At 71.2% G+C, this 24947-nt stretch carries 25 protein-coding genes and 2 pseudogenes; 10 read left to right on the top strand and 17 right to left on the bottom strand.

The annotated features are described in order from the left end of the window. Both malQ and I6J71_RS15720 read right to left on the bottom strand, forming a co-directional pair. A complete protein-coding gene (gene malQ, locus I6J71_RS15725) occupies positions 1–1980 on the bottom strand; it encodes a 4-alpha-glucanotransferase (protein ID WP_239154874.1) in 1980 nt (659 codons plus the stop codon). 578 nt (positions 1981–2558) lie between these two features. Further along, positions 2559–3342, bottom strand: a pseudogene (locus I6J71_RS15720) (LLM class flavin-dependent oxidoreductase); the annotation flags it as partial. A gap of 194 nt (positions 3343–3536) precedes the next feature. On the opposite strand from I6J71_RS15720, the gene I6J71_RS15715 reads away from it, so the two are divergent. Beyond that, on the top strand, positions 3537–3830 hold the full coding sequence (locus I6J71_RS15715) for a DUF3040 domain-containing protein (RefSeq protein WP_204095386.1): 294 nt from the start codon (positions 3537–3539) through the stop codon (positions 3828–3830). A 36-nt stretch (positions 3831–3866) separates the two neighbouring features. On the opposite strand, the gene I6J71_RS15710 is transcribed toward I6J71_RS15715, so the two are convergent. From I6J71_RS15710 to I6J71_RS15700, 3 genes are read right to left on the bottom strand one after another with little or no spacing between them, the layout of a single operon-like run. After that, positions 3867–4058, bottom strand: a complete 192-nt coding sequence (locus tag I6J71_RS15710; RefSeq protein WP_204095385.1) for a hypothetical protein — start codon at positions 4056–4058, stop codon at positions 3867–3869. 24 nt (positions 4059–4082) lie between these two features. Next, on the bottom strand, positions 4083–4946 hold the full coding sequence (locus I6J71_RS15705; RefSeq protein ID WP_204095384.1) for an oxidoreductase: 864 nt from the start codon (positions 4944–4946) through the stop codon (positions 4083–4085). Between the two features lie 22 nt (positions 4947–4968). Then, entirely contained in the window at positions 4969–5451 is a 483-nt protein-coding gene (locus I6J71_RS15700) for an Lrp/AsnC family transcriptional regulator (protein WP_204095383.1), read from the bottom strand. Positions 5452–5590: 139 nt separating this feature from the next. Between I6J71_RS15700 and I6J71_RS15695 the strand changes: the two genes are divergently transcribed. Further along, positions 5591–7909 carry a transketolase C-terminal domain-containing protein gene (locus I6J71_RS15695; protein WP_239154873.1) on the top strand — a complete coding sequence of 773 codons (2319 nt, stop codon included), beginning with the start codon at positions 5591–5593 and terminating at the stop codon, positions 7907–7909. Between the two features lie 21 nt (positions 7910–7930). Here the strand turns inward: I6J71_RS15695 and I6J71_RS15690 are convergent, their stop codons facing one another. The 4 genes from I6J71_RS15690 to I6J71_RS15675 all read right to left on the bottom strand — a co-directional run bounded on the left by I6J71_RS15690 (position 7931) and on the right by I6J71_RS15675 (position 12376). Continuing rightward, positions 7931–9082, bottom strand: coding sequence for an acyl-CoA dehydrogenase family protein (locus tag I6J71_RS15690; RefSeq protein WP_204095382.1), 1152 nt, complete (start codon positions 9080–9082; stop codon positions 7931–7933). Further along, entirely contained in the window at positions 9082–10170 is a 1089-nt protein-coding gene (locus tag I6J71_RS15685) for a Zn-dependent alcohol dehydrogenase (protein WP_204095381.1), read from the bottom strand. The genes I6J71_RS15690 and I6J71_RS15685 overlap by 1 nt, the downstream gene beginning before the upstream one ends. Before the next feature lie 28 nt (positions 10171–10198). Beyond that, entirely contained in the window at positions 10199–11617 is a 1419-nt protein-coding gene (locus I6J71_RS15680) for an aldehyde dehydrogenase family protein (RefSeq protein ID WP_204095380.1), read from the bottom strand. A 78-nt stretch (positions 11618–11695) separates the two neighbouring features. After that, positions 11696–12376, bottom strand: a complete 681-nt coding sequence (locus I6J71_RS15675; protein WP_204095379.1) for a GntR family transcriptional regulator — start codon at positions 12374–12376, stop codon at positions 11696–11698. 109 nt (positions 12377–12485) lie between these two features. Between I6J71_RS15675 and I6J71_RS15670 the strand changes: the two genes are divergently transcribed. Continuing rightward, positions 12486–13295 carry an alpha/beta fold hydrolase gene (locus I6J71_RS15670; RefSeq protein ID WP_204095378.1) on the top strand — a complete coding sequence of 270 codons (810 nt, stop codon included), beginning with the start codon at positions 12486–12488 and terminating at the stop codon, positions 13293–13295. A 171-nt stretch (positions 13296–13466) separates the two neighbouring features. Here I6J71_RS15670 and I6J71_RS15665 read toward each other — a convergent pair whose 3' ends face one another. Continuing rightward, complete coding sequence (locus tag I6J71_RS15665; protein ID WP_204095377.1) at positions 13467–13676, bottom strand: hypothetical protein; 210 nt, start codon at positions 13674–13676, stop codon at positions 13467–13469. A 213-nt stretch (positions 13677–13889) separates the two neighbouring features. Here I6J71_RS15665 and I6J71_RS15660 point away from each other — a divergent pair, with 213 nt between their 5' ends. After that, positions 13890–14675 carry a serine protease gene (locus tag I6J71_RS15660; RefSeq protein WP_370542144.1) on the top strand — a complete coding sequence of 262 codons (786 nt, stop codon included), beginning with the start codon at positions 13890–13892 and terminating at the stop codon, positions 14673–14675. A 79-nt stretch (positions 14676–14754) separates the two neighbouring features. Further along, entirely contained in the window at positions 14755–16188 is a 1434-nt protein-coding gene (locus I6J71_RS15655; protein ID WP_204095376.1) for an MFS transporter, read from the top strand. 264 nt (positions 16189–16452) lie between these two features. Here I6J71_RS15655 and I6J71_RS15650 read toward each other — a convergent pair whose 3' ends face one another. Both I6J71_RS15650 and I6J71_RS15645 read right to left on the bottom strand, forming a co-directional pair. Next, positions 16453–16977, bottom strand: coding sequence for a DUF4234 domain-containing protein (locus tag I6J71_RS15650; protein WP_204095375.1), 525 nt, complete (start codon positions 16975–16977; stop codon positions 16453–16455). A gap of 667 nt (positions 16978–17644) precedes the next feature. After that, positions 17645–18013 (bottom strand): hypothetical protein, encoded by a 369-nt coding sequence (locus I6J71_RS15645; protein WP_204095374.1) that lies wholly within the window; start codon positions 18011–18013, stop codon positions 17645–17647. Positions 18014–18245: 232 nt separating this feature from the next. Here I6J71_RS15645 and I6J71_RS15640 point away from each other — a divergent pair, with 232 nt between their 5' ends. Further along, positions 18246–19514 carry a DUF4041 domain-containing protein gene (locus I6J71_RS15640; protein WP_204095373.1) on the top strand — a complete coding sequence of 423 codons (1269 nt, stop codon included), beginning with the start codon at positions 18246–18248 and terminating at the stop codon, positions 19512–19514. 175 nt (positions 19515–19689) lie between these two features. Here I6J71_RS15640 and I6J71_RS15635 read toward each other — a convergent pair whose 3' ends face one another. After that, positions 19690–19905, bottom strand: coding sequence for a hypothetical protein (locus I6J71_RS15635; RefSeq protein ID WP_204095372.1), 216 nt, complete (start codon positions 19903–19905; stop codon positions 19690–19692). A gap of 313 nt (positions 19906–20218) precedes the next feature. Between I6J71_RS15635 and I6J71_RS15630 the strand changes: the two genes are divergently transcribed. Continuing rightward, positions 20219–21037: an SAM-dependent methyltransferase gene (locus tag I6J71_RS15630; RefSeq protein ID WP_239154870.1), complete on the top strand. Its 819-nt coding sequence runs from the start codon at positions 20219–20221 to the stop codon at positions 21035–21037. Positions 21038–21573: 536 nt separating this feature from the next. On the opposite strand, the pseudogene I6J71_RS15625 reads toward I6J71_RS15630, so the two are convergent. Together I6J71_RS15625 and I6J71_RS15620 are read right to left on the bottom strand one after the other, a co-directional pair. Next, positions 21574–21774: pseudogene (locus tag I6J71_RS15625) on the bottom strand (hypothetical protein); the annotation flags it as partial. 3 nt (positions 21775–21777) lie between these two features. Further along, positions 21778–22389 carry a hypothetical protein gene (locus I6J71_RS15620; RefSeq protein ID WP_204095371.1) on the bottom strand — a complete coding sequence of 204 codons (612 nt, stop codon included), beginning with the start codon at positions 22387–22389 and terminating at the stop codon, positions 21778–21780. Here I6J71_RS15620 and I6J71_RS49755 point away from each other — a divergent pair. Genes I6J71_RS49755 through I6J71_RS48240 form a run of 3 tightly spaced genes read left to right on the top strand, consistent with a single transcriptional unit; the run spans position 22379 to position 23565 of the window. Further along, entirely contained in the window at positions 22379–22915 is a 537-nt protein-coding gene (locus I6J71_RS49755) for a hypothetical protein (RefSeq protein ID WP_255570879.1), read from the top strand. The two genes, I6J71_RS15620 and I6J71_RS49755, sit on opposite strands and share 11 nt — an antisense overlap. Continuing rightward, positions 22912–23151 (top strand): hypothetical protein, encoded by a 240-nt coding sequence (locus tag I6J71_RS49750; protein ID WP_255570878.1) that lies wholly within the window; start codon positions 22912–22914, stop codon positions 23149–23151. Before I6J71_RS49755 ends, I6J71_RS49750 begins: the two co-directional genes overlap by 4 nt. Continuing rightward, positions 23152–23565, top strand: coding sequence for a hypothetical protein (locus I6J71_RS48240; RefSeq protein ID WP_370542214.1), 414 nt, complete (start codon positions 23152–23154; stop codon positions 23563–23565). Here the strand turns inward: I6J71_RS48240 and I6J71_RS15610 are convergent. Further along, positions 23507–23713 carry a DUF305 domain-containing protein gene (locus I6J71_RS15610; RefSeq protein ID WP_204095370.1) on the bottom strand — a complete coding sequence of 69 codons (207 nt, stop codon included), beginning with the start codon at positions 23711–23713 and terminating at the stop codon, positions 23507–23509. The two genes, I6J71_RS48240 and I6J71_RS15610, sit on opposite strands and share 59 nt — an antisense overlap. Before the next feature lie 1037 nt (positions 23714–24750). Then, the gene (locus I6J71_RS15605; RefSeq protein ID WP_204095369.1) at positions 24751–24945 is read right to left on the bottom strand and encodes a hypothetical protein; all 195 of its coding nucleotides are present in this window, start codon (positions 24943–24945) and stop codon (positions 24751–24753) included. Positions 24946–24947 lie beyond the last annotated feature (2 nt).

The following is a 24947-nucleotide window of genomic DNA, read 5'->3' as shown; positions in this document are numbered from 1 at the left end:
TCACCGCAGCGGCCGGGCGGCCTTCAGCGGCGCGACCGCGGCGTGCACCCGGGCGTCGGCGAAGAACCCGTCGACGCTGACGGGGAGCGGGATCCGCCAGTTAGGGTACTGGTCGACCGTGCCCGGCAGGTTCGGCTGGCGGCGTTCGCCCACGACGTCGGCCGGCGACGTCAGCACCAGGCGCGACGCCGCCGAGGCCAGGAGGGTGTGCAGCGCCACCACCGGGTCGTCGGCCAGGATGCCTTCGCGCGCCAGGAGGTCCAGCAGCGCCGTGCGCTCGGCCGCCGCCTCGGTGTACTCCTGTTCCACCGGCCGGTCGAGGAGCCCCAGTTCGGCGCGGACGCGGACGTGTTCGGCCTCCAGCCAGCCCGAGACGGTTGGCAGGTCGTGGGTCGAGATGCTCGCCATCGCGTGCGGGTCCCACTCGGCGGGCCGCACGAACGGCTGGCCGGGCGAGTCCCAGTCGCGCTGGAACCACAGCACGGCGGAGCTGAGCACCCCGGTCTCGTGCATGGTCTCGGTGACGACGTCCTCTACCGTGCCGAGGTCCTCCCCGACCACGACGGCGCCGGCGCGGTGCGCCTCGAGCGCCAGTACGCCGAGCATCGCTTCGGCGTCGTAGTGCACGTAGGTGCCGCGGCCGGCGGGCTCGCCCGGCGGGATCCACCACAGCCGCCACAAGCCGGCGATGTGGTCCACGCGGATGCCGTCGGCGTGCTGCAGCACCCCGCGCACGACGTCGCGGAAGGGCGCGTACCCCGCTTCGGCGAGCCGATCGGGCCGCCAGGGCGGCAGGTTCCAGTCCTGGCCCTGCTGGTTGAACGCGTCCGGTGGTGCGCCGACCCGCACCCGGGCGGCGAACACGTCGCGCAGCGCCCACGTGTCGGCGCCGCCGGGGTGCACGCCGACGGGCAGGTCGTGCACGACCCCCACCGTCATGCCGGCCTCCCGCGCCGCGAGGCGCACCTCGTCGAGCTGCTCGTGGCACAGCTGCTGAAGCCACCCGTGGAACTCGACGCGGTCGGCCAGCTCCTCGCGGGCCGCGGCAACCTCGGCGCTAGCCGGGTCGCGCAGCGCCTCGGGCCACTCGCGCCAGTCGGCACCGTGGACCTCGGCCAGCGCGCCGAACGTCGCGAAGTCGCGCAGGTCGCCGTCGAGCTCGACCGGGCGGGGGTGGTGCGGGCGCAGCAGCTCGAGCGCAGCGCGCTTGGCGTCCCACACGGCGTCGTAGTCGATCAGGTCCGGCACCGCGTCCGGGGCCAGTGCCAGCACTTTCGCGCGAGTCGGCTCGTCGGCCTCGGCGAACGCCTCGGTGTCGGTGACCCGCAGGTACACGGGGTTGGCGAAGCGGCGGCTCGACGGCGAGTACGGCGAGCGCTCCACCGGGTGCGCGGGCGCGAACGCCTGCACGGGGTTGACCAGCAGCACGCCGGCGCCGAGCTCGGCGGCCGAGCGGGTGGCCGTGGTGCGCAGGTCGCCGAAGTCGCCCATCCCCCACGAACCGGCCGAGTGCAGCGCGTAGAGCTGCAGCATCCAGCCCCATGCGGGCTTCACCTCGGGCAGCTTCGCCGGGACCACGACGAGCGGCACACGCCGGTCGCCGTCGACCACCTGGTGCCAGCCGAGCGGCAGATCTGCCGGCAGCGTCGTGCCGACCTCGCGGCTCGTACCGTCCTCCAGTTCGACGGTGACCTCGCGGGCGAGGTCCCGCGGCTCCCCGGCGCGGACGACGACCGTGGGCGGCAGGTCCGCCGACGCGCGCGCCGCCCGGACCTCCTCCAGCGCCCGCCGCACGGCGTCCTCGGTCGAGGCGTCCACGTCGAACTGGGCGAGGACTGCGACGACGACGTCGGCCTCCACCTGTACCTCGACGCGGTCGGCGTTCTCGTAGGACGTCGCCACGCCGTAGGTGGCGGCCAGCTCGGCCAGCGCGGGCGAGACGTCGGGTCCGGGCGACTCAGCGGGGATCGGGCTCTGCACCCGGCCAGTCTTCCGGGACGCGGCGGGCCGCGCCAATCGCCCCGCCGCACGGCACCCGAATGCCGAGGCGAACAGCGGTGACCGGCCGGTCGGGGGGCGTGCCGGCCGGTCACCGCCACGCCTGCCCAGAGGCCATCTGGTGAACAGGATGACGCCCAGGCCCCGACTTCGCCTCTTCGGGTGAGCTGTCTGCTGCTCAGCGCGCGGGCGGGCCGGGGTTCAGGTATGCGATGCGGTGCTTCAGCGCGCCGAAAGAGCGCGGCGTCGCTCGTCGTGGGGCACATGCAGCTTTCGCGGCCGCGGTCGCAGGGGTGCACCGACCGGTACGCCGGATCGGGCACGTGGCCGGCGACGCCCGAGCGGTGGGAGGCTTCGGGGTCGCGCCGTTTTCCGCCTCGTCCCACCGCCGGACAGCCGACGCGTCAGTCCGAAAAGGACACCGCGTCACCGGACCACTGGGGCACCGGCTCATGCGTCGGACCACGCGCCGTCGCAGGTGGAGCGCGTCCGTGCCGCCGGTGCGAGGCCTCCGAGGATCGGCCAGGAACTCGACAGGGCGGGACGAGGATCCCGTGCTCGAGTTCGCCCGACAGGCGCCCGAGCCACTCGACGGCTTCGGCCGGTTCGCGGTCCGGCAGCCCGAAGATCACCTCCGTGACGCGGCGGCTTCCAGGCACGCCAGGCCTTCGGGCTCCGGACGCGGGCCGAGCGCGGCCACCTCGGGTGCACCCGCGCGACCCTCCTCGCGCAGGCTCGCTCGCAGCAGTGCCACGTTTTCCCCGCTGTCCACTTCGGACGGTGTGGTGAGCCGGCCGTCGGCACAGCGGGGATGCGCAGCTGCACGGGTTTCGGCCACGCCCAGCTCGGGCCGAACGCCACGTGCCCGCCTTCGTCGCTCGCCACGTCCTCGGTCCACAAGGCACGCATCGCCGTCAGGTACTCGCGCAGCACGGTGCGCCGCTTGCGCGCGGGCACCCCGTGGTCGGCGAGCTCGTCGGTGTTCCACCCGAAACCGACACCGAGCGTCACGCGTCCACCGGAGAGGTGGTCGACCGTCGCGATCGCCTTGGCCAGCGTGATCGGGTCACTCTCCCCTGGCGGCACGACGGTCGTCGCGAGGCGGATGTGCGTGGTGACCGCCGCGGCCCTCGCGCGCGACACCCACGGGTCGAGCGTGCTCAGGTACCGGTCGTCGGGCAGGCACGAGTCCCCGGTGCGCGGGTGCGCGGCCGTGCACTTGACCGGGATGTGCGTGTGCTCGGGGCCGTAGAAGGGGTCGGACCCGGCCGTTTCGGCCGCGTGCGCCACGGCCGGGGGCGTGATGCCGCGCTCGCGCGTGAAGAGCACGATGCCGTATCCCAGGAGACCGGACCATATTAGAACGTGTTTCAGTTTGCACCGGAATCCCGCTGGCCGCCCGAAGTGCCCCGTCGGGGTACACCGGACCACCGTCGTGGTTTGCCGATTATTCCTGGAAAAACCGCGCTTGACGTGGGGTGGAGCGGGGTAGTCAATTAGAAGGGCGATCACCCCGGATCCGTCCTGAGGAGGGGGTCATGCTTCCCCATCGCGACCGCAGCGCGCTGCGGAAGATCGAAGAAGAGCTGGCCGCGAGCGATCCTGACTTCGTCGCGGCCTTGAGCGAGGGTGCACCCCCGGCTCATTCGCGCCTGTGGTTCACCACGTTGATCCTCGCCGACATCACCGTCGTCCTGATGATCGTCATCGGACTGCTGGCCGGCAGCACCGGTCTGTTCCTCTGGGGCCTCGTCTCGGTCCCGCTCTTCGTCTGGATCCACCGGACGCTCCTGCTGCGCAAGCGCGAGCACGGGGCGGACGGCGCGGCCTAGCCACCGGCGACCGGCGTTTCACCGCGTAGCACGGGTTCAGAGCATCGCGGTGATGTTCTGCTGCACGCCGAGGAGCGCCTTGCCGTAGATCTCGTAGTTCACCGCGGGCTGTACCATCGCGCGGGTCAGGGCGAAGTTCGCGTCACGCCAGATGCGCTGCAACGGGTGGGCGTCGGCGAACCCGCCGGTGCCGTGCAGCGCCACCGGGATCCCGCTCGCGTCGACCACGCACTCCGCCCGGCCAGGCCGAGGTCACCGGGCACGCGCCAGTCCGCCCATCTCACCCCCTTCGGATGAGGCCCGATCGACGTCGTCCGCGGCCCTCGCGCAGTGCAGGTGCACGGTGTCCACCTTGAGCGCGGCGTCGGCGAACCGCAGCCGGAACACCGCCGAGTCGGCCTGCCGCGCGTAGGCGGTTCCGGTGACGGCTTTGGTCGCGGCTGCTTCCCGCACGATCCGCAGCGCGGCCCGCCCGAGGCCGAGCTGCGGCGCCGCGAGCACCACCGTGAGGTACGGCGCCAACACTGGAACACGTTCCAGAACCGCCGCCGTTCGCACGTCCCGCTGCCCGGGCACGAAGACCGCCTGCGCGACGACCGTGTCACTCCCCGTGCCCCGCATGCCCGCCACCGCCCACGTGCGCTCCACCACGTAGTCGCTCACCGGGGACGAGCGCCATCGCGGGCCCGCCGTTTCCCCGGCCGGGATGCCCAGCAACGCCCAGTCCGCGTGCGCGATGCCCGACGCGTAGGGCCACCGCCCGCCACGTGTTCCGCCGCGCGGTGGGCGCGAGCGCACCGGCGACCTTCGCGAGCGGGTCCGCGCCGAACACCTCGTCCCGCGCCGCTCCGGGAAGAGGTTCACGACCCCCGCGCAGGCGTTGACCAGGGTCACGACCCAGCCCGTCGCGCCGTCGGCCTCGGCGCCGACGTCCACGGGCGTCCGCAGCGTCGCCTCGTGCCCGCCGTACCGGCGCGGTGTGCCGAGCCGGAAGAGCCCGGCGTCGTCGAGCGCCCGCACGGCTTTGTCCGTCAGCCTCCGGTCGGCCTCGCCCGGTACCGCCACGGCCGTGAGCAGGGACCGCAGGTCGCGAGCCGGCGCGACAAGATCGTCCACGCAGCCGGTCTGCCCGCGCCGCTCACTTCCCGGCCACGGCGCGCTCCAGCAGCGGCGTCAGCCGGTAGGGCACCATCTCGCGCATCACCAGCGCGTTGTGCGTGCGCTCCACACCCGGGATCTCGAGCATCTGGCCGGCGATGCGGTACAGGTCGTCGGCCTCGCGCGCGACGACGTGCACGAGCAGGTCGGACTGGCCGGTGAGGCCGCGAACCTGCAGCACCTCCGGCACGGCGGCCAGCGCGCGGCCGACCTCGTCGAGCAGCCGCTGGGTGACCTGCACCGTCACGAACGCCGTGAGGGGGTAGCCGAGCGCGGCGGGGTCGACGCGGTGCTCGACCGAGCGCAGCGCGTCGCCCTGTTCGAGCCGCGAAAGGCGGCTTTGCACGGTGTTGCGCGAGAGCCCGAGCTCGTCCGCGAGAGCGACGGCGGTGGCGCGCGGGTTGCGGTTGAGCGCGAGCAGGATGCGGGCGTCGGTGGCGTCGAGCCGCTGGCCACTGGGCATGGTGCGCAGTCCTCTCCACACCGTCTGGTGCGATTCTGGGCGTTCTGCTCAATGAACAGACCATCGGTTGTGCAGCATACCCAGCTCTGTTGGACTGAACTCCTCGTTACGCCCAACGAAAATCGCAGAGAGGTCCGTCGTGAGCACTCCCGCCGCCGAACGCAGTTCCGGAACCGCCGAAGCCACGGAGGTCCTGCGTGAGGTACAGGACCGTGTGCTCTGGCTCTCCACCGCGATCATCGACCACGCCAACCGCGTGCGCCCCAACCCGACCGGGCTCAAGGTCGGCGGGCACCAGGCCTCGAGCGCGTCGATGGTCTCGATCATGACCGCGCTGTGGTTCGCGCGGCTGCGCGCCGAGGACCGCGTGTCGGTGAAGCCGCACGCCTCCCCCGTGCTCCACGCGATCAACTACCTGCTCGGCGGCCTCGACGAGAAGTACCTGACGTCGCTGCGCGAGTTCGGCGGGCTGCAGAGCTACCCGTCGCGGTCGAAGGACCCCGACCAGGTCGACTACTCCACCGGCTCGGTCGGCATCGGCGCCACCGCCCCGATCTGGGGCGCGCTCGCCCGCCGCTACGTCGAATCCACCACCGGCGGCGCCGGGACCGGCCGCCAGTACTCGCTGGTCGGCGACGCGGAGCTCGACGAGGGAGCCGTCTGGGAGTCGATCCTGGACCCGAACGTGCAGGAGCTGGGCGAGGTCGTGTGGATCGTCGACCTCAACCGCCAGTCGCTCGACCGCGTGGTGCCCAACATCGGCGCCACGCGCCTGCAGGGCATGTTCGACGCGGCCGGCTGGCAGGTGCTCACCGTCAAGTACGGCCGGCTGCTGCAGGAGCTGTTCGAGCGGCCCGGCGGTGACGCGCTGCGCCGGCGCATCGACGACATGCCCAACCCGGAGTACCAGCGCCTGCTGCGCTGCACGCCGGCGCAGCTGCGTGAGCGGCTGGCGTCGCCCGAGCTGGCGCCGCTGCTGGACACCCTCGACGACGCCACCCTGCACGCGGCCATCCGCAACCTCGGCGGCCACGACCTGCCCGCGCTGCTCGACGCGTTCGACGCCATCGACGACCGCCGTCCCACAGTGCTCTTCGCCTACACCGTGAAGGGATTCGGCCTGGCCAGTGAAGGCCACCCGCAGAACCACTCGTCCCTGCTCACCGCCGAGCAGATCGGGCAGCTGGCCGAGCGCGTCGGCGCGTCGCTCGACGACCCGTGGCGCACGTTCGCCGAGGGTTCCGCCGCGGCCCGCCTGTGCGCCGACACCGCCGCCCGCCTGCGCCGCGAACCCGTTGTGCCGCACCAGGTTCCGGCCATCCCCGCGGACATCGGCCGTACGCCCGCGGGCCGCACGACCACGCAGGCCGCGCTCGGCCGCGCGCTGCTCGACCTCACGCGCGAGGCACCGGAGGCCGCGAAGCTGGTGGTCACGCTGTGCCCCGACGTCTCCTCCAGCACCAACCTCGGCGGCTGGGTCAACAAGGTCGGCGTGTGGTCGCCGCAGGAGCGCGTCGACTGGTTCGCCGACGACCCGGAGACGATCCTGCACTGGCGCGAGCGGCCCACCGGCCAGCACCTGGAGCTGGGCATCGCCGAGGTGAACCTGGTGAGCGCGCTGGGCGAACTCGGCACCACGTGGTCGCGCTGGGGCCGGCCGCTGCTGCCGATCGGCGTGCTCTACGACCCCTTCGTGGAGCGCGCCCTCGAACCGTGGTCGTTCGGCATCTACGGCGGCGGGCAGTCGATCCTCGTCGGCACACCCTCGGGCGTCACGCTCGCGCCGGAGGGTGGCGCGCACCAGTCGGTGACCACGCCGTCGGTGGGGCTGGAGCAGCCGGGCTGCATCACGTACGAGCCGGCGTTCGCGCTCGACGTGGAGTGGACGCTGCTGGCGTCGCTGGCCCGCCTCGGCCGGCCCGACGGCACGTCGGCCTACCTGCGCCTGTCGACCCGGCCCGTCGAGCAGAGCCTCGCCGCGGTGCCGGCGGACCCGGCCGCGCGCGAACGCCGGCGCCGCCAGGTCGTCGCGGGCGCCTACCCGATCCGCACCGCCGCCGTCGCGCGTCCCGACGTGACGATCGTGACGATGGGCGCGATGGTCACCGAGGCGCTGGCCGCCGCCGACCGTCTCGACGCGCTGGGCAAGCACGCCGATGTCGTGTGCGTGACGAGCGCCGGCCTGCTCTTCCGCGCGCTGCAGGCCCGGTCGGGCCAGGACACCGCGGACACGTGGATCCTCGACTCGGCGCTGCCGGCCGAGCGCTCCGCGCCGATGGTGACGGTGCTCGACGGGCACCCGCACACGCTCGCGTTCCTGGCGAACCTGCACCGGGTGCGCGCCGCCCACCTCGGCGTGACGCGGTTCGGGCAGTCGGGTGACCTCGAGAGCGTCTACCGCCACCACGGCATCGACAGCGACAGCATCATCCGCGCCGCGCTGGACGTCGCGGATTGAGCGACGGCCCGCCCGCGGTGGTCAGAGCCCGCCGCGGGCGATGAGCTGCCGGGTGATCACGTCCTGCTGGATCTCGTTGGTGCCCTCGCCGACGATCATCAGCGGGGCGTCGCGGAAGTAGCGCTCGACGTCGAACTCCGTGGAGTAGCCGTACGCGCCGTGCACGCGGATGGCGTCGAGTGCCACCTCCATCGCGACCTCGGAGCAGAACAGCTTCGCCATGCCGGCTTCGAGGTCGGACCGGGTACCGGTGTCGTACTGGCGGGCGGCGTGCAGCACGAGCTGCTTCGCGGCCGTCAGTTTCGTCGCCATGCCCGCCAGGTGGTTGCCGACCGACTGGTGCTTCCAGATGGGTTTGCCGAACGACTCACGTTCCTGCGCGTAGCGGAAGGCATCGTCGAACGCGGCCCGCCCGACGCCCAGCGCCCGCGAGGCCACCTGGATCCGGCCGATCTCGAGCCCCCGCATCATCTGCGGGAAGCCGCGGCCCTCTTCCCCGCCCAGCAACGCCGACACGGGGACGTGGCAGTCCGAAAAGGACAGCTCGCAGGTCTCGACGCCCTTGTAACCGAGCTTGCCCAGGTCGCGCGAGACCTCGAAGCCGGGCACCTTCTCCATGAGCAGCACGCTGATGCCGCGGTGCTTCGGTTCGGCGTCGGGGTCCGTCTTGCACAGCAGGGCGACCAGACCCGCGCGGCGCGCGTTGGTGATCCACGTCTTGGTGCCGTCGACCACGTACTCGTCCCCGGCGCGGCGGGCGCGCGTGCGCATCGCCTGCAGGTCCGAGCCGCCGCCCGGTTCCGTGAGCGCCATCGCGGCGCGCAGCTCACCGGTCGCCATGCGCGGCAGGTACTTCTGCTTCTGCTCCTCCGTGCCGTACATCAGCAGCAGCTTCGCGACGACCGTGTGCCCGCCCATCGCGCCCGCGAGGCTCATCCAGCCGCGCGCGAGCTCGGCGGTGACGAGCGCGTAGCACGGTGTCGACACACTGACTTCCCCGTACGGCTCGGGGATCACGAGGCCGAAGACACCCAGCTCCTTCATGCGCTCGATGAGCGCTTCGGGGTAGGTGTCGGCGTGCTCGAGCTCGCGCGCGACCGGGCGCACGTCCCGGTCCACGAACGCGGCCACGGTGTCCACAATGGCCTGTTCTTCGCTGTCCAGTTCCGGCATCAGGCGTCCGCGCCGATCCGAATGAGCGAGCGGGCTCCCTGGCCCGCGCGCATCCGTTCGAAGGCCTCGGGCACTTCCTCGAGCGAGATCCGATGGGTCACCAGGCTCTCGAGGTTCAGGTCACCGGACTTGACCTCCTCGGCCAGCACCGGGATGTCGCGGTCCGGGTCGGAGGCGCCGTAGACGGTGCTGGTGAGTGTGCGCGCGAAGTGGAAGATCTCCAGCGGGTTGAACACCACCTGCTGGTCGCGCCGCCCGACGCCGACCACGGTGCAGTGCCCGCCGCGGCGCACCGAACTCCACGCCGTGCGGATCGTCGCCGCCGCGCCCACGCATTCGAAGGCGTGGTCGGCGCCCCGGCCCTCGGTGAGCCCGCGCACCTGCTTGGCGAGCTTGTCCTCGCTCAGCAGGAAGTGCGTGGCGCCCGCGGCCCGGGCCAGCTCTTCCTTCTCCGGCGAGACGTCCACGGCGATGATCGGCGACGCGCCGGCGAGCTTCGCCCCGAGCACGGCGCACAGCCCGATGCCGCCGAGGCCGAGCACGAGCACCGACTGTCCACTGCGGACCTTCGCGGTGTTGCGCACGGCGCCGACGCCGGTGAGCACTGCGCAGCCCATCAACGCGGCCAGGTCGAGCGGCACCCCGTCGGGCAGCGGCACCACCGACGTCGCCGGGACCACCGTCTCCTCCGCGAACCCGCCGACGCCGAGCACCACGTTGAGCGGTTCGCCGTCTACCTCCCCGCGCGGGAGCGTGGTGATGCCCTCGATCGCCGAGCACAGCCACGGTTCGCCGGCCTGGCAGAACCAGCACTGGCGGCACGCGGCCGCCCAGTTGAGCACGACCCGGTCGCCGGGCTTCACGTTCGTCACCTCGGCGCCGGCTTCGGCCACCACGCCCGAAGCTTCGTGCCCGGGCACGAACGGGTACTGCGGGTTCAGCGTGCCGTCGACCATCGAGAGGTCGGAGTGGCAGACGCCGGCGGCGGCGATCCGCACGCGCACGTCGGCGGGTCCCACGGGCGGCAGCGCGATGTCGCGCACCTCGGGCGCGGCTCCCGGCTCGCGCACGACCACGGCTTTGACCACGGTGTCTTCTCCTTGTCCGGCCGGGGTTTCAGAGCTGGATCGACTTGATCTCGGTGAACTCGTCGAGCGCGGGCCGCCCCATCTCGCGGCCGACACCGGAGGACTTGTAGCCGCCGAAGGGCGCGAGCGGGTTGTAGGCGCCGCCGTTCACGTCGATCTGGCCCGTGCGCACCCGGCGTGCGAACGCCAGTGCGCGGTCCTGGTCGGCCGACCACACGGCGCCGTGCAGGCCGTAACTCGAATTGTTGGCGATGCGCAGCGCGTCTTCCTCGTCCTCGAACGGAATGATCGACAGCACCGGGCCGAAGATCTCCTCCTGCGCGATCGTCGAATCCGGATCGACCCCCGCGAACACCGTGGGGCGCACGAAGAACCCGGTGTCCAGGCCTTCCGGTGCTTCCGCGCCGCCGGTGACCAGCGTCGCGCCCTCGGCCACACCCTTCTCGATGTAGCCGCGCACGCGCTCGCGCTGCGCCGACGACACGAGCGGGCCCAGCTTGGTCTTCGCGTCCAGTGGGTCGCCCGGCGTGAAGCCCTCGGCGAACTTCTTGGCCAGCGCCACGGCTTCCTCGTGCTTCTCGCGCGGCACGAGCATGCGCGTCCACGCGGTGCAGGTCTGGCCCGCGTTCAGGAACGCGTTGGAGACACCCACCTTCACCGCGGTTGCGAGGTCGGCGTCGGCGAGGATCACGTTGGCGGACTTGCCGCCCAGCTCGAGCGTCACGCGCTTGACCGACCGCGCCGCGAGTTCGGCCACGCGCGTGCCGGCGCGCACGGAACCGGTGAACGACACGACGTCCACGTCCGGGTGCGTCGCGAGCGCCTCGCCGGCCACCGGCCCGTAGCCGGTGACGAGGTTGATGACCCCGGCGGGGAAACCGGCTTCGTGGAGGGCGTCGAAGAGCTGGTAGGCGCTCAGCGGCGCGACCTCACTCGGCTTGACGACCACGGTGCAGCCCGCGGCGAGCGCGGGCGCGAGCTTGGCGGTGATCTGGTGCAGCGGGTAGTTCCACGGCGTGATCGCCGCGACGACGCCGGCGGCTTCGCGCACGATCAGCGAGTTGCCGACCTTCTCCTCCGGCTCGTCCTGGCCGAGCAGGTCCACGTAGGTCTGCACGTCGGTCTGCGGCAGCGCGGCCTGGATGCGTGTGGCGATGCGCAGCGGGGTGCCGACGTCGCGGGCGATCGTCTCGCCGATCTCCTCGGCGCGCTTGGCCAGTCCTTCGTGGAGCTTGCGCAGGAGCTCCGCACGCTCGGCCCTGGTCGTGGCCGACCACGCGGGGAACGCCTCGCGCGCGGCTCGCACCGCGCGGTCGACGTCGTCCGCCGTGCCCTCCGGGATCCGCGCCAGCACCTCCTCGGTTGCCGGGTTCTCCACGGCGATCGTGGCGTTTCCCGTGGCGGGGACCCATTCGCCACCGATGTACAGCACGTTGCGGTCTTCCACCGAGTCTCCTTCGACCGGGAACTTCCCTTGCCGCGGATTCTATAGAAAACCGTCCCGCGTTGCCCAGTGGCGGATGCGTCACTCGCCGGCGAGCACGCCCTGCGCGGCGAGGAAGTCGACGAGCAGGACACCCGCCAGGCGGATGTGCGCGCTCATCGCGGCGCACGCGGCGGCGCTCGCCCCGTCGCGCAGCGCGTCGAGGATCGGACCGTGGCCGTCGCGCGCGGCGAGCGGCCAGCCGGGGATCTCGGCGTACGCGGTGAAGGGCACGTACCGCAGGGTCAGCGACAGCATCCACGTCAGCTTCGGCGCCGCGGCCGCGCGGTTCACGCGGCGGTGCAGCTCGAAGTCGGCGCGTTCGGTCGCGTCGAGGTCCCCGGCGCCCACCGCCCGTTCCAGCTCTTCCTGCAGCACGAGCAGACCGGCGAGATCGGCGCCGGTGAGCCGTTGGGCGGCGCGGCCCGCGAGCTCGCCGGAGAGGTAGGCCTGCACGTCGTAGAGGTCGGTGACGTCCTGGCGCGTCACCGGCACGACGCTGAACCCGCGGCCCGGCCGGAACTCGACCATGCCCTCACCGGTGAGCGACATCAGTGCTTCGCGCACGGGAGTCGCACTAACGCCGAGCTGTTCGGCGAGGTGCTCGGTGCGGAGTCGTTCGCCGCCGCGGACAGCACCGCTCATGATCAGGTCGCGAACCTGCTTCGCCACCCGTGGGCTCAGCCGCTCGCCCGGCTGCCGCGCCTGTCCGGCCTCTGTCACGAAACGACCACCCTGCGGGGCTCTGGCGACAATTCACGCCATCGTAGCGCCGGGCAATCCGCCGTGCGGCCGATACCGCGCGGGCACCGCCCGGCCTAGTGTTCGCCGGATGCAGACCATCGACGCGGGCGGGCAGCGCATCGCCTACCGCACCAGTTCCGGCACCGGCCCTGCCGTTGTGTTCGTGCACGGCAACTCGTCGTCCTCGGAAACGTGGGAAGGGGTGCTCACGGGCCCGCTCGGGCGGCGGTTCCGCGCGTTCGCGCTCGACCTGCCCGGCCACGGCGATTCGGAGCCGGCCGGGGATCCGGGCACCTACTCGATTCCCGGGTACGCGCGGGTGGTCGCTGACTTCGCCGAAGCGGTGGGCGCGGGCGAGGCCGTGCTCGTCGGCTGGAGCCTCGGCGGGCACATCGCATTGTCGGCGTCGACGAAGCTGCCGGGGGTGCGCGGGATCCTCGTGCACGGCACGCCGCCGGTGTCGTCGCCGGCCGATCTCGGCACGGCGTTCCTGCCGAATCCGGCCGTGGGCATCGGGTTCACCGGCGAAGTGTCGCGTGAGGACGCTCGGGCGTACGCGCGAAGCCAGCTCGCGCCGGGGTCGCCGCTGCCGCTCGACGCGGCCGTGACGCACATCCTCGCGACCGATCCCGAGGCGCGGGCCGGGCTCGCCCGCAGCCTGCAGTCCTCCGCGAACGCCGACGAGCGCTCGATCGTCGCCGGCGCCCGCGTACCCGTGGCGCTGCTGCACGGCGCGCAGGAGCAGCTGGTGAACCTCGAGTACCTGCGCACGATCACGTCACCTCGACTGTGGCGTGGCGAAGTCCAGATCCTGTCCGGGGCCGGCCACACGCCGCAGGAGGAGACGCCCGAGGCGTACGCGGCGGTGCTGACGGAGTTCCTCACCGATCTGAAGTGACCTGAATCACTTCGAGAACCCCCTCCCGGAGCACCTCGTCTTGCCGGAAGCGAGCCCGCCGCGAGGCTCGTCCGGCAAGTGTCCGAAGTGGACACTGACACGGGAGAAGCACCATGGTTTCCTGGAACGTCCTCGCCGACGCGGCGGCGCCGGTGGCGGGCACGACCGGGTTCACCGCCGCGTCGGCGAGTCCGCGCCGGCGGCCGCCTTGCCGCCGAAGGGCGCGCGGGCCGTCGTACCCGTCAGCCCCGACCCGGCCACCGCACACGGCCAGGAGATCACCGTCACCGGCACCTGCGGCGGCGCACCGGTCTCAAGACCGTCCTCGGCGGCCTGCCCGGCCACCCCGCGCTCGTCGACGTCACGATCGTCGACCCACAACCCGGCCCGCTACCGCGCCACGGCGCGGGTTTCGGACCGGATCGGCAACCACGTCGACCCGGTCTTCGTCGACTGCGGTGATGAAGCGGGCGGCACGCTGCCGGCGACGCATCCCTGAGCCGTGCCTGGGTATTGCCTGAGCGCCACTGTGAGGTTGCTGTGCATCCGGGCGGGAAGCGTGCTTGGCGCCCGGATGCGTGGTGCTCTGGAGGGGTGGTGATCAACGTTTCGCGGGTCGTCGTGGCGGCGGCGTCCGCCGCGGTGCTGGTGCTGACGGGCGGGGCGGCGACCGTCGTGGATTCCGTCGCGCCGGTCGGCTCAGGCGACTCCGGCGCCACCGCGGCGAGCGCCGCCGTGACCGAGCCCGCGAAACCGGCGGCATCGGCGACCAGCGCTGTGGGCGCGTTGTTCTCCGGGGGCAAGCACTTCTGCACCGCGAGCGTCGTGCACAGCCCGTCCGGCGACCTCGTCCTCACGGCAGCGCACTGCCTCGGCGGCGGCACCACCGGCCTGACCTTCGAGCCGGGTTACCACGACGGGGTCGCGCCGTTCGGGAGCTGGGCGGTGACCGCGGCGGCGGTGCCGGCCGGCTGGACCGCCTCCGCGGACCAGAACCTCGACTTCGCGTTCCTCACCGTCACGCGGCCCGGCACCGCGGCATCGCTGGAGAGCCTCACGGGTGCGAACCAGCTCGGCGTCGGCCGCGGGTTCACCAACGTCGCCAGGCTCACCGGCTACCCCGACACGGCCGAGGAGCCCGTGGTGTGCGAGAACACCACGACGCGGTCCGACACCTACCAGCAGCGCGTCGAATGCCCCGGGTTCCCCGACGGCACCAGCGGCGCCCCGTGGGTCACCGGCGCCGACCCGGTAACCGGGCTCGGGACCGTCGTTGGCGTGATCGGCGGCTACGAGGCGGGCGGCGACACCCCCGACGTGTCCTACAGCGCCTACTTCGACGACGACATCCAGCGGCTCTACGACTCCCTCACGAGCTAGTTCACCAGCTGGGTCTCTTGAACGGTCTCACTCCGCCGGGCTAGGTTGTCTTCGCGAACCCAGCCCGAGGGTGTCCGCCGTGCCACCCGCCCCCGCGGTCGCGCGTCCCGGCGCAGTCCTGCTCGTGGTCTCGGCCGCGACCTTCCTGGCGAGCCTCGACCTGTTCATCGTCACGGTGGCGTTCCCGGCGATCCGCACGGCGTTTGCGGGCGCCGACCTCGCGACGACGTCGTGGGTGCTCAGCGGCTACACCGCGCTGTTCGCCGCGTTCCTCTCCCCGGCGGGCCGGCTCGCCGACCACTACGGGCGCCGCAAGCTGTTCCTGCTCGGCGTCGCGGTGTTCACGGCCGCCTCGGCCGCCTGCGCGGCGGCGACGTCGATCGAGCTGCTCGTGGCCTTCCGCGCTCTGCAGGCGGTCGGCGCGGCGCTGGTGATGCCGACCGCGCTCGCCCTGCTGCTCACGGCGTTCCCGGCGCACCGCCGCTCGATGGCCGTGGGGGTCTGGGCGTCGATCGGCGCGGTGGCCGCCGCGCTCGGCCCGCCCGTCGGCGGCCTGCTCGTGGAGGCGTCGTGGCGGTGGGTGTTCCTGGTGAACCTGCCGATCTGCCTGCTCATGCCGGCGTTCGGGCCGCGGGTGCTGCGCGAATCGCGCGACGGGACCACCGGTGTGCCCGACCTGCTCGGCGCCGTCGGCCTGCTGGCCGGCGTCGGAGCCGTCGCGTACGCGCTCGTCGAAGCGGCCGACCACGGCTGGGGTTCGGCGAACCTGCTTACCGCGCTCGCCGTCGCCGCCGCGGCGCTGGCCTGGGTGCCGTGGCGCTCGGCACGGCACGCGGTGCCGGTGCTCGACCTGCCCGCCCTGCGCGTGCCGACGCGGTGGCTGGCGTGCGTCGCGATCGTTGTCCACTCGGCCGGGTTCGGCGCGATGCTGTTCGGCAACGTGCTGTTCCTGACCTCGCAGTGGCACGATTCGATCCTCGTGGCGGGGCTCTCGCTCGCACCCGGGCCGCTCGTGGTGGTGCCGGTGTCGCAGCTGGCCGGCCGGCTCGCGCACCGCGCCGGGCCCGGACCGGTGATCGCCGCGGGCGGGCTCGCCATGGCGCTCGGCGTGACCGTCTGCCTGCTGCTCATGAGCCCGGAACCGGGTTACGCCACGGCGATGCCGCCGGGCCAGCTGCTCACCGGCGCGGGCGTGGGGCTCACGATGCCGAGCGTGTCGGGCATCGTCGCCACGGTCCTGCCCGCCGCGCGCTGGGGCGCCGGGTCGTCGATGATCAACACGAGCCGGCAGATCGGCACGGTCCTCGGCACGGCCGTGCTCGTCGCGATCTACGTCGGCGAACAGGACCTCGCCGCCTTCCGGCGCGGCTGGGTGCTCATCGTGGGCACCGGGCTCGCCACCGCGCTCACCGGCCTGGCCATCGCCGCCCGGCGGCGGCGCGATCACGTGCCGGAGCACCCGCCGGATCCGGAGCTCGCGCGGAGTTCGCCTGGAGCGCGCTCCATTTCGTAGCTTCGGAGCATGAGCCGTGACACCAGCAGCAGAGGGGACACGGCCCGCCCTCGCAGAGGAGCCGCGCAAGTAGCCGCCCCACCCACTGGACGAACGTCAGGTCACCAGGCTCGACGTTCACCGATTGCTGTGCTGCACTGCCTCACGCGGCGCCTGCGGCGACAGGCGGGATCAGCCGATCGAGCCCGCGTAGCCACCAGCCCCACTGCGAGCCGAGATCCGATCAGACAGGTCGGTGAGCTACCCCTCCTGCCATCGCGGGGTTCAGACGCGAAGCTCGATCTGCTGTCCCTGGGGCACCCCGTAGGCAGCGGCGACCTTGTTCAGCTCAACCTGGTAGTAGAGGATGCCGACGCCGAAGACCACCATGAGCAGCATGCCGGCCACGGGCGAGCAGCTGGCTTGCAGGCCGGCGGCGCGCTGGGCGTTGCGGATGCGGTTGCCGCAGTTGTAGTAACTGACCATCGGGGCGATAACCGTCCAGCTGAGGAACAAAAGCACCAGCATGGGCCCGGCGACTGGAACGGCCCGGCGACGATCGAACTCGGCCATCTCCTTGTGGATCTTGTAGTACCAGACCAGGTGGTAGATCCCCAGCGTGATCGTTGGCCAAAGCAGCCATACCGTCACCGGGTGCCTCTCCTTCATCGCGAGCCCTGTCGCGACCGAGTAGGGCACAGCTCCCGCAACGCCCGGTGCAACGGAAGAGTTTGCATGCAGTTGCGGCAAATTGCGCTGCCCTTGCTGCTGGGGCTGGGGGTGCGACGAGTAAGGGTTGGGCTGGCTCATCGATCAGTACTTCCTCTCCTGTCCCGCGCAGAATCGCGATCTTCAGCGCGGTTGTTACGACGTGGCAGCCTTCGTATCTCGGCTGTGACCTGTCAGCCACGCGGGCCAACGTGGCGCCCGCTGCCGGCCGGAAAACAGGTCTAAACGTCCTCGCCGCCGAGGGCGCGGTCGGCCCCCTTAGCTGGGCCGGTGGTCAGGCCGGCTACGAATCGACGAGTGCCGAACGTTCATCTGCGGCAGTCGTGTCCACTTCTGGATACAACGGCCGTCACGACCGGCGTCGACTGTTCCTGCCAGGGGACCCGCTCCCCCGCTCATCGGGTCTCAGAAACGATCGTTCGCGAGACACATGTGGCGGACGCTGTTTCCGCAGGAGCGATCTGCAAAGCATGCCGTGTCCGCATCAACGTCGCGTTCTCAGGGTTGGCGATACGGTCTGCACCATGCGGATCGGCTACGGTTCGGTGTCCACTCGCGACTAGTACTCCGAGGCCCAGTGAGACGCGCTCACTGCGGTCAGCTGCGACGAGATCTTCCTCGACATGGCCTCCGGCAAGCTCGCCGCCGCCCACGCCCCGAAAACCGCCGGCAAACCCGATCACTCACAGGCGACGGCCACGGCCTTGTGGTCTGCCTGCGCACAGGGCTTGGGTGACACCTGATGTGTTCACGAGAGACAACGCAACCAAACGACGTGTCTTCCGCCGAAGACGTCGTCGCCGGGTTCCACGGTCACAACACCGAGCTTCACGTGGACCTTGGCCGTTGTGTCCCTGCCTATGCAGGTGGGGAGATCAGCACCTAGGTACCACGTGTTGTCGCGGCCGACCCAAGCCGCACCGGCCACGATGTACCCCTCGCCTGGTCGCGCCGAACCGTCGGTGAACCCAATGACGGTTCCGGCGGCATTGGAGCTTGCCCACCCCTCGAAAACCTCCGAACTCGCCGTGTGCCGGTTGGCGATCGACCATGCCCCGAAAGCACCCGACGCGACAACAGCCACCGCGACCGGCGCGATCAGTCTTGTGACGTCCACGGACCACTTCATGACACTCGGCGGCAGGGCTCATGGTCGATTCGTCGCACCGATCGCCGAGATCGGTCGTCCAGTCGCCGCGGCGGGTGCCACAGCGAGCCGAAGTCCTGAGGGAGGGGCATTCCTGCCCCACCGTGGGACACGGTGGTGCTGCAACTCGACCGGATCGGTAACAAGCCGGCAGCCGAGGGCGACTCCGCCTGGGACAGGGTGATCTTCGGGGAGGGTGTCGGTGTTTGGCGGGCGGAAGCGGCAGGAAGAGCTCGACGCGGCGCAGCGGGAAAATCTGTACCTGCGGGGCGAGCTGCAGCGGCTGGGCGCGCTCGGTTCGGTCGCTGTCCAGCAGGAGATCGCCACGCTGACGCAGCGTCTCCATGCTGACCAGGCCCGTTATCAGCAGGAAACGTCGGCCATGAACGCCGAGTTCACCCACCTGCAGACCCAGCTTGCGGCCCTGCGCTCCGAAGTGGTCGAGACCGATGACGCTCGGCTGATGCAGGAGGTGGGGGTCTACCAGTACCGGCACGTGCTCTCCGACGCCGAGGCCTACAAGGCCGAGCTCGAACGGCTGAAGGCCGCCATGAAAGACATGACCCGGGCGAAGTCCGCGGTCGAGGCATCGAGCAGCTTCCACTACAACAACTCGCTGGCCCAGGGCCGCAAGTTCGTCGGCGACCTGTCGAAGCTCATGCTCCGGGCCTACAACGCGGAAGCCGAGAACTGCGTCCGCGTGCTCAAGGCGGGCAACCTTGCGTCCGCGGTCAAACGGCTGGAGACCGCGGTCCGAACGATCGAGAAGCTCGGGGTCATGGCGTCGATCCGCGTCAATCCCGCCTATCACGCGATGCGGATCCGAGAACTCGAACTCACCGCCGACTACCTGGCGAAGAAGCAGCAGGAGAAGGAAGACGAGCGTGCGCGGCGTGCCGCTCTCCGGGAAGAGCAGAAGGCACTGCAGGAGTACCGCCGCGAGCAGGAACGGCTGCTCAAGGAGCAGGGACACTACCGCAACGCCATCGCGGCCCTGCGGGCGAAGGGGGACCTGGAGGGCGCGGCCGATCTCGAACGCAAACTGGCCGAAATCGAAGCCGCGCTGAGTGGTATCGAGGAACGGCAGGCCAACATCCGCGCGGGCTACGTCTACGTGATCAGCAACATCGGCTCGTTCGGCCCTGATGTCGTCAAGATCGGGATGACCCGCCGGCTCGAGCCGATGGACCGAGTGCGCGAGCTCGGCGACGCGTCGGTGCCCTTCCGCTTCGACGTGCACGCGCTGTTCTTCTCCCACGACGCAGTGGGGATCGAGCAGCAGCTCCACGCCAAGCTGGAGGCCCGGCGGCTCAACCGGGTCAACCGGCGGCGGGAGTATTTCCGGTGCACCCCGGCAGAGGTCAAGGCACTCCTGCACGACCTCGCCGGGAACCTTCTGGACTACCGGGACGAACCCGAGGCGTTCGAATACCGGCAAAGCCAGGGCGCGACCGCTGCCCCGGCCGCGTGAGGCCAGGGCAGCCGCCGGTCACGGTTGCATCCTAGTGCGCGTTGAAGTGCAGTTCGCGCAGCATGCAGCTCAGCGCTGTAAGGCCTCGTATCGGGCGACCTGGGTGCTGCACCACCTGACGACCGGAAACCGGCACTCGCCGAGCTGCGGCGTGCCGAGAACCGGCGCACGACAGCTACAGGGACACGAATTCGCGGATCTTGCCGCGGACGTGGGGCGGTGGCCGCCGCTTGGCGATCTGCAGCTCGGTCGGCCGCTTGGTGACCAGGACGCCGGCGGAGCCGCGATCGTCGGTGTCCCACTTCGACAGTTCCGCCTCGACGCCACGGACGCGGGCGGCGCCGTCGACGACGTAGACGATCGTCTTCAGTCGCGGCCATCGCGGCCGCACCGTCCGGATCGGCAGCGGCTTGTTCCGTGCGGCTGCTGGTGAGGTCCCTGCCTGGGTTCGCCCCGGTCTCCGCGCAGCGGCTGATGGACGAGGTCGGGATCTCCGATGCCCGACGGCTCCGTGGCGGCTCGTGGTCTCCCGCAGCAGCCGCGAGAGAGGCCAGGCACCCTTCGCGGGAGACCCGGCCTCTCTGCTGCTCCGGTACAGGGAACACCTCTTTCCCGTATTGCGAGCAGAGCCGGTTCGGGTTCTCCATTACGGTCGGCACTCGGTCAAAGTCGCGGCGCAACCGCTTTGCGGTACGTTGCTGCTCATGAGCGAGCCCGACGACGACCTTGCGATGGTCATCGATCCGACCGTGCCGAGTACCGCCCGGGTCTACGACGCGGGCTTGGGCGGCAAAGACAACTACGAGGTCGACCGGGAAATGCTGCGCAAGGTCCAAGCCGTGGCGCCCGAGGTGACCGAACTGGCCATCGTCGCTCGAGAGTTTCTGATCCGCGCCGTGCGCTTCCTGGCCCGCGACGTGGGCATCGATCAGTTCCTCGACTGCGGTTCCGGGCTACCCACCGCCGAGAACGTCCACGAGGTCGCACAACGGTCCAACCCCGACGCGCGCGTGGTCTACGTCGACAACGATCCGGTGGTGCTCGCCCACGGCCGGGCGCTGCTGGCCGACAACACGCAAACCCACATCGTCAGCGGCGACATCTTCCAGCCCACGAGGCTGCTGGCCGATGAGACCGTGCGCGGCGAGCTCGACTGGGACAAACCCATCGCACTGATCCACTCGATGAGCCTGCACTTCTGCGCCGACGACCCGGCCGCCGTACTGCGTGACTACCTCGACGCCCTGCCGTCAGGATCGTATGTGGTGTTCAGCCACGCCCTCGATCCCGAAGACGACGAGTACAGCGTCGTCGCCCGCAACATCGAACGCGTATATCAAGGCGCCTCCTCAGGGCGGATCCACTTCCGCACCCGCACCGAGATCGACACCATGCTCGCCGGACTCGAGCTGCTCACGCCCGGGCTGGTCCAGCCGGCCGACTGGTGGCCCGGGGGCCCCCGCGTGCACCCCCTCAAACTCTCCGATCACTGCCTGCTCGCAGCCGTGGGCCGCAAACCCTAACCGTGCCGCTGACCTGGCGGCAGGCACGTGACCGCGCGGCAGCTCAATCGGCCGGCGGGCGAAAGCCGCAGGTGCCTCACCGCCAGCTCGACGCTCGAGACCATCTCGGGCAACGGGTTCAGGCTCGGCGCCGGGGTGCCATCAGCGCTGGTCGGCCTCGCGGTAGCAGGCCCGAAAAAACAACGGCCGGAGCCTCCGCGTCCTCGTGCGCGCGGATCACCCCGCCCGGGCAAGGCCCGGGTGGGAGGAGAACCAGGCTGGCGTGAGAGCCGGGCTTGGCTCAAAGAGTGCGCGAAACCGATCGTTTCTGTCCCACATGCCCGACCTTGCGTGTACAGATCGTTTTGGTCGGGCGCGGACTTCCGGTACCGGAAGCACTTCTTCGACGCCTGCTCTTCGTCGGCCACGCCCCGCGCCCGCGGTTCTCGTTCGCCTTCGTCGTGCTGACCGTGTGCCGCGTCAGCGACACTCGGCCGTTTCGAGAGGCCCTCGGACCGTGCGGCGTGCGCGGCAGTCCCCCACGCCGTGCTCATCAGCCGCTCGATCTCCTGGCGCACGGCGCGCCGGCGCCGGTCGTTGAGCCACAACGCGTAGAGCGCCACGACGGCGCCGCCCGCGAGAACACCGGTCTTCAGGGCGTCGCTGCGGCTTGTCGCGCGGCCGGGCAGCAGCTGCCCACCGACCCCGACGAGCAGCAGCACGGACGCGACGAACGCCCACGGCAGCGGAGACCGCACACGTCAGTAGGCCAGCACGTAACAGAAGTCGACGCACCAGCCACCGTAGACATTGGTGGTGAGCACCGAACCGTGGGCGTCCCTTCCGGACAGCGAACCGCCGACGTCCGCGGTCCTGGTCGAGGTGCGGTAGTCCTCCACGGTCAGCTGCGGATCGCCGCCGATGACTTCGTCGATGTCGCCCCTCATGGTGGCGTTACCGCCCTTGCACGCCCGGGCCAGGGCGCCGGAGGCGTCCTTGGCGTTGCGCTTGGCCACGAAGTCGTCGACGATCTGTTTGCCGTCGGCCGATGCTGAGCCGCCGGCGCCGGGGGCGGCGGTCTCCTCGGTGGGCAGGCTCGACTCCGTCGGCTGCGGCCGCGACGTCCGCGCAGGCGGGGCGGGGTTCTGCGTCTGTGCCGTGGTGTTCGAGGAGTCCTTGCCCAGGAAGAAACCCGGAGCGACGAACCCGGTGATCCCGAGCACCGCCACGACTACCACCACGGCCACGGCGATGCCGATCCACAGCCCGGTCTTGCCGTTCTTCGGCGGCTGCGAGCCGCCGCCGTAACCCCCGCCGTACGGCTGGCTCGGATACCAGCCCTGCTGCTGGTACGGCTGGCAGGTGCCCGACACGGGTGGCGCGGAGGTCGCGATGGCGCAGGGGGCTCCCGATAGCCGGTCCCAGGTGCCGGGCTTCGCCGAATCGATGCTCGCCACCCCGGACGGCGGCACGCTCCGCGACGGAACCCAGTACGCGTACGAGTTCAAGTGGGACGGCTACCGGGCGATCATGCGCGTGGCCGCGGACGGCAACACGGTGCTGACCAGCCGCAACAACAACGACTTCACCGGCCGCTTCCCCGAGCTCGCCGGCGCTATGGCCGAGCCGCTCGACGGCCGGCGCGCGGTGCTGGACGGGGAGATCGTCGCCCTCGACGACGCGGGACGGCCGGACTTCGGGCTGCTGCAAAACCACGACACCAGCGGCCGCGCCGTGGCCTACTTCGTATTCGACGTCCTGCAGCTCGGCGACGACGTGCTGCTCGAGCAGTCCTACGACGCGCGGCGGAAGGTCCTCGAGGGCCTCGAGCCGACCGACAAGAACCTCGTCGCGATCACCCCTCCTACAGCCACGCCGACCTCTCGGCTACCGGCATGACCCCCCAGGACCTGCTCGACATCGCCGCGAACAGCGGGCTCGAAGGCTTGGTGGTCAAGGCGCGGAGCTCGAAGTACCGGCCCGGCCGGCGCAGCCCGGAGTGGCTCAAACACCCGCTGATCCAGACCCAGGAAGTCGTGATCGGCGGCTGGCGCCCGGGCCAGGGCAGCCGCGAGGGTCTGCTGGGCGGGCTGCTGCTCGGCGCCCACGACCCGGCCACCGGGGACCTGCTCTAAATCGGCGACGTCGGCACCGGCTTCACCCACCAGGCCCTGCTCGACGCCCAACAGAAGCTCAACCCGCTGGTCCGGGACACGAGCCCGTTCGCGAACGAGGTGCCGCGAGATCGCGCGCGGGGCGCACGCTGGGTGGAGCCGCGGAACTGTCACAACTGGTCATTTGTGAGAGGCCGACCAGGCGTACGGGGACTTGACCCCTCTGCGGCGCGAACGATGGGGCAGCGGTCGGTGCTCACCGCCGACGCCTCCTGCTCATGGCGGGGCGCCGAGGCAGAGGAGGCGCGACCCGCGCTACCCGGGGGCGGGGTGCAGGCCTGTCAGGATCAGGTTGGTGGCTGCCCTCACCGGGGTGTCAGGACTGGCCCAGCATCTGCTGCATCTGCGCGATCTCGGCGGTCTGCGAGTCGATGATGCGCTGCGCCAGCGCCTTGGCATCCGGGCTCGAACCGCTCGCCAGCTCGGTCTTGGCCATCGCCACCGCGCCCTGGTGATGGGTCACCATCATCTGCAGGAACATCCGATCGAACGCGGTGCCGCCGGCCTGCTGCAGCTTCTGCATGTGCGTCGGCCGGGTGCCAGGTCATCTGCCCGTCCGGCGTGTGCAGCGTGATCACCGTGGCGCAGGCCGCGATCAGCGGGGCTGGGTCGGTCGAGAGCTCCGCGTCGGTGACGTCCGGGTGGGTCGAGAGGGCCGCCACGAGGGTGGCGCGCTCGAGGTAGAGCGCGCGGCGCGCGCCGTCCTCCGGCGGCTCGGTGCGGGCGTGCGGGGTGCGGGGCGTGGTCACGATCGGGGATCCTCTCGCCAATGTCCACTGTGGAGGACACCATCCAGGCTCGCCGCGGATCCCGGGTTTTCCTGCTCGGAGATGGGATGTTCGAAGGCGCGGGCGGCGTGCGGGCCGAGAAGATGTGGTGGCAGCGGCCGGCACAGCAGCTCGTCGGGAAAACTGTCGACCAGCTGGTGACCTCCCAGGAGGTGACTTCCTTGGGGCAGTGCTCGGACTTCTTGCCGGCGCGGCGTTCGTCGGGCAGGGGCTTGCGGCAGCGGGAGAACCCGCACCGCCGGTGCGACGCCACGGCCTGCGCAACCTCGACGGAGAAGCGGGTCCCCAGCTCGAACGACCGCGCGCGGGCGGCCTGCTCGTCGAGGTCGTCCCGGCCGGGACCGGAGGACCACACGCTCCAGGCCGGCGGCCCGGCGGACGCCGCCGAGACCTCCCGGGCGGCCCCGCCCGCAGCCCGGCCGCCGGACGGCGCGTCGCGCGCGTCGGACCCGGCGGCCGCCGCGCCGGGATCGGCGGGTTCGAGGCCCCCGACGGGGCGTTCTGCCTGGCCGGCGGGTCGTTCGCCTTGCTCCTCACTTATTCCGGCACCCTTTCTCAATACGATTCGGAATCATAATCGGATTGATTATGAATCGGTGTTGCTTCCCGGCTGGCTATGGCAGTCGTAGATAATCCCGGTTATCTACTGCTGAGGCCGCAGACGACGGGGAGGAGGTGCGGTGGGCGCTGGAAGGGTGCACCGAAAACACGGGACCGGCGGCCGCGGTGGCGCCGTGCCGCCCCCTCGTCGGCGTCGCCGGCGCCCCCGACGTCACGCCCTCGGACCCGAACGGTGTGGTCGACACCAAGCTCCGACACATCCGATGCCGAAGTACTCATACTGCGCGCGCGTCGACACGTAGCCGAAGTGGAACAGCAGAGCGGTGATCAGGCTGGCCGGCGCGATGATCGTCTTGACGGTGTCGACCCAGCGCTCGAACCGGCCGCTGGTGTCCTCCTCGGCCATGG

The organism is Amycolatopsis sp. FDAARGOS 1241 (assembly GCF_016889705.1).
Lineage (GTDB): Bacteria > Actinomycetota > Actinomycetes > Mycobacteriales > Pseudonocardiaceae > Amycolatopsis.
This window is presented reverse-complemented; position numbering and strand designations above follow the sequence as displayed.

Bases quoted from the DNA above. Each gene is read 5' to 3' on its own strand.
- I6J71_RS15715 (WP_204095386.1), top strand. From the start codon at position 3,537: ATGCTTCCCCATCGCGACCGCAGCGCGCTGCGGAAGATCGAAGAAGAG.
- I6J71_RS15700 (WP_204095383.1), bottom strand. From the start codon at position 5,451: ATGCCCAGTGGCCAGCGGCTCGACGCCACCGACGCCCGCATCCTGCTC.
- I6J71_RS15690 (WP_204095382.1), bottom strand. From the start codon at position 9,082: ATGCCGGAACTGGACAGCGAAGAACAGGCCATTGTGGACACCGTGGCC.
- I6J71_RS15670 (WP_204095378.1), top strand. From the start codon at position 12,486: ATGCAGACCATCGACGCGGGCGGGCAGCGCATCGCCTACCGCACCAGT.
- I6J71_RS15650 (WP_204095375.1), bottom strand. From the start codon at position 16,977: ATGAGCCAGCCCAACCCTTACTCGTCGCACCCCCAGCCCCAGCAGCAA.
- I6J71_RS15630 (WP_239154870.1), top strand. From the start codon at position 20,219: ATGAGCGAGCCCGACGACGACCTTGCGATGGTCATCGATCCGACCGTG.
- I6J71_RS49750 (WP_255570878.1), top strand. From the start codon at position 22,912: ATGACCCCCCAGGACCTGCTCGACATCGCCGCGAACAGCGGGCTCGAA.
- I6J71_RS15610 (WP_204095370.1), bottom strand. From the start codon at position 23,713: ATGCAGAAGCTGCAGCAGGCCGGCGGCACCGCGTTCGATCGGATGTTC.
- I6J71_RS15605 (WP_204095369.1), bottom strand. From the start codon at position 24,945: ATGGCCGAGGAGGACACCAGCGGCCGGTTCGAGCGCTGGGTCGACACC.